Origin of the sequence: Sphingomonas sp. LaA6.9, assembly GCF_022601895.1 — a bacterium.
Classification (GTDB): Bacteria; Pseudomonadota; Alphaproteobacteria; order Sphingomonadales; family Sphingomonadaceae; genus Sphingobium_A.
On the sequence record NZ_JAKVIO010000085.1, the window covers coordinates 1 to 4,715 of the forward strand.

Sequence of the window (4,715 nt, forward strand, 5' to 3'; positions counted from 1 at the left end):
CCGCCTGGGGAGTACGGTCGCAAGATTAAAACTCAAAGGAATTGACGGGGGCCTGCACAAGCGGTGGAGCATGTGGTTTAATTCGAAGCAACGCGCAGAACCTTACCAGCGTTTGACATGCCTAGTATGGTTTCCAGAGATGGATTCCTTCAGTTCGGCTGGCTAGTGCACAGGTGCTGCATGGCTGTCGTCAGCTCGTGTCGTGAGATGTTGGGTTAAGTCCCGCAACGAGCGCAACCCTCGTCCTTAGTTGCCATCATTTAGTTGGGCACTCTAAGGAAACCGCCGGTGATAAGCCGGAGGAAGGTGGGGATGACGTCAAGTCCTCATGGCCCTTACGCGCTGGGCTACACACGTGCTACAATGGCGACTACAGTGGGCAGCAAACTCGCGAGGGTGAGCTAATCTCCAAAAGTCGTCTCAGTTCGGATTGTTCTCTGCAACTCGAGAGCATGAAGGCGGAATCGCTAGTAATCGCGGATCAGCATGCCGCGGTGAATACGTTCCCAGGCCTTGTACACACCGCCCGTCACACCATGGGAGTTGGTTTCACCCGAAGGCAGTGCTCTAACCCGCAAGGGAGGAAGCTGACCACGGTGGGATCAGCGACTGGGGTGAAGTCGTAACAAGGTAGCCGTAGGGGAACCTGCGGCTGGATCACCTCCTTTCTAAGGATATCGGCGGAAAGCGCCTTGGCTACGGTCAGGGAAGAGCTTCCTCCATTCCAAAGAACATAGCCGCCGTCCTCATGTCCCTTCATCACTGGAAATCGCGCCGATCGAAAAGGTCGGCAGCGAAAGCCTGAGCTGGCTCACGCCGCCCGCGGCCTTTATGGCCTGCTTGGGCATGGTGGGGGCCGGTAGCTCAGGTGGTTAGAGCGCACGCCTGATAAGCGTGAGGTCGTAGGTTCAACTCCTACTCGGCCCACCATATCAATGTTTGTGAGGTTCAAGCCTCGGCCATAGGCCGCAAGCGCGACTGCGCGCCCGAGCTTATGCGAGGAAAGCCAAGCCGACGGATGTCGGCGCCGGCGCTTGAGGCTCGACAAATGATGGGGCCTTAGCTCAGCTGGGAGAGCGGTTGCTTTGCAAGCATCAGGTCATCGGTTCGATCCCGATAGGCTCCACCATCGCTTCCCACAGGCAGCGCGGGGCGCTGCCGAGGAAGACGATCGGCGCGCAGCGCCGTCCCACGCGCACACCAAAACATTTCCAGAGATGAAGACAAAGGTTTGCCGGCTTGTCCGGCAATTCGGGGAGATCTGCTCCCCAATATTTGACATTGTGAATGGGTTCTTAAAATCGATGCCGTGGCAGTATCGATCTTATCTTCGGATGAGATTGTTATTGTTACTAAATCATTTGGCTGAGATTTAATTATCTGCACTTGCCGTGACGCGCATCAAATGGCGGCCCCTTTTGCAAGGAGGGGTTTTCCAGCGTTGTCATTGGTGGTGTGGACTCTCAAACGTGAGGTAAGAGCATTTGGTGGATGCCTTGGCATGCACAGGCGATGAAGGACGTGGCACGCTGCGATAAGCGTCGGTGAGGTGTGAGCAACCTTTGACCCGACGATTTCCGAATGGGGAAACCCATCCTCACCATTTAATTCTAGCGCCGACAATCTTCGGATTGGCGGTGTTCGAGTTAAATGGGAAAGGATATCACCTTAGTGAATAAAATAGCTTTGGTGAAGCGAACCCGGAGAACTGAAACATCTCAGTACCCGGAGGAAAAGACATCAACCGAGATTCCGTTAGTAGTGGCGAGCGAACGCGGACCAGGCCAATGCCTGGTGTTTAATTAGCAGAAGCCTCTGGAAAGTGGCGCCATAGCGGGTGACAGCCCCGTATGCGAAAATAGGACATCAGGATTCGAGTAGGGCGGGGCACGTGAAACCCTGTCTGAACATGGGGGGACCACCCTCCAAGCCTAAATACTCGTGCATGACCGATAGCGAACTAGTACCGTGAGGGAAAGGTGAAAAGCACCCCGATGAGGGGAGTGAAACAGTACCTGAAACCGAATGCTTACAAGCAGTTGGAGCCTCTTTATGGGGTGACAGCGTACCTCTTGCATAATGGGTCTGTGACTTAGTGTATCAAGCAAGCTTAAGCCGATAGGTGTAGGCGCAGCGAAAGCGAGTCTTAATAGGGCGACAGAGTTTGATGCATTAGACCCGAAACCCGGCGATCTAGGCATGACCAGGTTGAAGGTGGGGTAACACCCACTGGAGGACCGAACCGTTTAATGTTGAAAAATTATCGGATGAGTTGTGTTTAGGGGTGAAAGGCCAATCAAGCCGGGAAATAGCTGGTTCTCCGCGAAATCTATTGAGGTAGAGCCTTGGATGAATACCGTTGGGGGTAGAGCACTGGATGGATGCGGGGGTCGCGAGATCTACCAACTCTAACCAAACTCCGAATACCAACGAGTACTGTCCAGGAGACAGACGGCGGGTGCTAAGGTCCGTCGTCAAAAGGGAAACAGCCCTGACCTACAGCTAAGGTCCCCAAGTCGTGTCTAAGTGGGAAAGCATGTGGGATTTCCAAAACAACCAGGAGGTTGGCTTAGAAGCAGCCATCCTTTAAAGAAAGCGTAACAGCTCACTGGTCTAAATAAGAGATCCTGCGGCGAAGATGTAACGGGGCTCAAGACACGCACCGAAGCTTAGGGTGTGGATTTATCCACGCGGTAGCGGAGCGTTCCGTAAGCCTGTGAAGCCGAAGGGTAACCGACGGTGGAGGTATCGGAAGTGCGAATGCAGACATGAGTAGCGATAAAGAGGGTGAGATGCCCTCTCGCCGAAAGACCAAGGGTTCCTGCTTAAAGCTAATCTGAGCAGGGTGAGCCGGCCCCTAAGACGAGCCCGAAGGGGGTAGTCGATGGGAACCACGTTAATATTCGTGGGCCTGGTGGTGTGTGACGGATCTCGTGTGTTGTACGTCCTTAACGGATTGGACGTGCTTCGAAGAGGTTCCAGGAAATAGCCCCACCGTATAGACCGTACCCGAAACCGACACAGGTGGTCTGGTAGAGTATACCAAGGCGCTTGAGAGAAGTGTACTGAAGGAACTCGGCAAATTGCCTCCGTACCTTCGGAAGAAGGAGGCCCCACATATGCGCAAGCACTTGTGGGGGGCACAGGCCAGGGGGTAGCGACTGTTTAGCAAAAACACAGGGCTCTGCTAAGTCGGCTTCAAGACGACGTATAGGGCCTGACGCCTGCCCGGTGCCTGAAGGTTAAGTGGAGGGGTGCAAGCTCCGAAATGAAGCCCAGGTAAACGGCGGCCGTAACTATAACGGTCCTAAGGTAGCGAAATTCCTTGTCGGGTAAGTTCCGACCTGCACGAATGGCGTAACGACTTCCCCACTGTCTCCAGTACATGCTCAGCGAAATTGAATTCTCCGTGAAGATGCGGAGTACCCGCGGTTAGACGGAAAGACCCCGTGCACCTTTACTGCAGCTTCAGAGTGGCATTAGGAAAGAATTGTGTAGCATAGGTGGGAGGCTTTGAAGCCGGGGCGCCAGCCCTGGTGGAGCCATAGGTGAAATACCACCCTGTTGTTTTCTGATGTCTAACCCAGCACCGTCATCCGGTGCGGGGACCCTCTGTGGCGGGTAGTTTGACTGGGGCGGTCGCCTCCTAAAGAGTAACGGAGGCGCGCGATGGTTGGCTCAGGACGGTTGGAAACCGTCTGTTAGAGTGCAATGGCATAAGCCAGCCTGACTGCGAGACTGACGAGTCGAGCAGAGACGAAAGTCGGTCATAGTGATCCGGTGGTCCCTCGTGGAAGGGCCATCGCTCAACGGATAAAAGGTACGCCGGGGATAACAGGCTGATAACCCCCAAGAGCTCATATCGACGGGGTTGTTTGGCACCTCGATGTCGGCTCATCACATCCTGGGGCTGGAGCAGGTCCCAAGGGTTTGGCTGTTCGCCAATTAAAGTGGTACGTGAGCTGGGTTCAGAACGTCGCGAGACAGTTTGGTCCCTATCTGCCGTGGGCGTCGAAATTTGAGAGGAGTTGACCCTAGTACGAGAGGACCGGGTTGAACATACCTCTGGTGGACCTGTCATCGTGCCAACGGTGCAGCAGGGTAGCTATGTATGGACGGGATAACCGCTGAAAGCATCTAAGCGGGAAGCCTCCCTCAAGATAAGATTTCATAGAGCCGTCGGAGACCACGACGTTGATAGACTGGATGTGGAAGCGCGGTAACGCGTGGAGCTAACCAGTACTAATTGCTCTATTCACGCTTGATGAGTCCCACCATCAATGACAACTCTGGTTGTCGTTGTGGCCAGGATGATTAAAGCAGCCCAATTATTTGGTCTCGAACACTTCAATGTGCACGGTATCGATTTTTAAGAACAAACCTCCGCTCATGCGCCGGCTCCATAGCTTGGTGACCATAGCGTCTGTGACCCACCCGATCCCATCCCGAACTCGGCCGTGAAACCAGACTGCGCCGATGGTACTATTGCTTAAGCACTGGAAGAGTAGGTCGTCGCCAGGCTTTGAAGCCGGCGCATGCGCGGATTGTCCTTACACAGAACCCATTCATGATCTCAAATACGCCTCAGCGCTGAGACCTTCCTGTCGCGGGATGGAGCAGCCCGGTAGCTCGTCAGGCTCATAACCTGAAGGTCGCAGGTTCAAATCCTGCTCCCGCAACCAGGTCTCATCTGACACCCCTCACCAGCCCCCGGC

Annotated in this window: 3 tRNA genes and 3 rRNA genes; all 6 read left to right on the forward strand. The window is 54.5% G+C overall.

Annotated features, from left to right (window positions below):
- Positions 1–668: ribosomal RNA gene (locus MKI88_RS21175) — 16S ribosomal RNA — on the forward strand; the annotation flags it as partial.
- Between the two features lie 185 nt (positions 669–853).
- Positions 854–930, forward strand: a tRNA-Ile gene (locus MKI88_RS21180).
- Between the two features lie 123 nt (positions 931–1,053).
- Positions 1,054–1,129 (forward strand) — tRNA-Ala (locus MKI88_RS21185).
- 335 nt (positions 1,130–1,464) lie between these two features.
- Positions 1,465–4,266: ribosomal RNA gene (locus MKI88_RS21190) — 23S ribosomal RNA — on the forward strand.
- 140 nt (positions 4,267–4,406) lie between these two features.
- Positions 4,407–4,521: ribosomal RNA gene (rrf, locus tag MKI88_RS21195) — 5S ribosomal RNA — on the forward strand.
- An 84-nt stretch (positions 4,522–4,605) separates the two neighbouring features.
- Positions 4,606–4,682 (forward strand) — tRNA-Met (locus MKI88_RS21200).
- Positions 4,683–4,715: the final 33 nt, after the last annotated feature.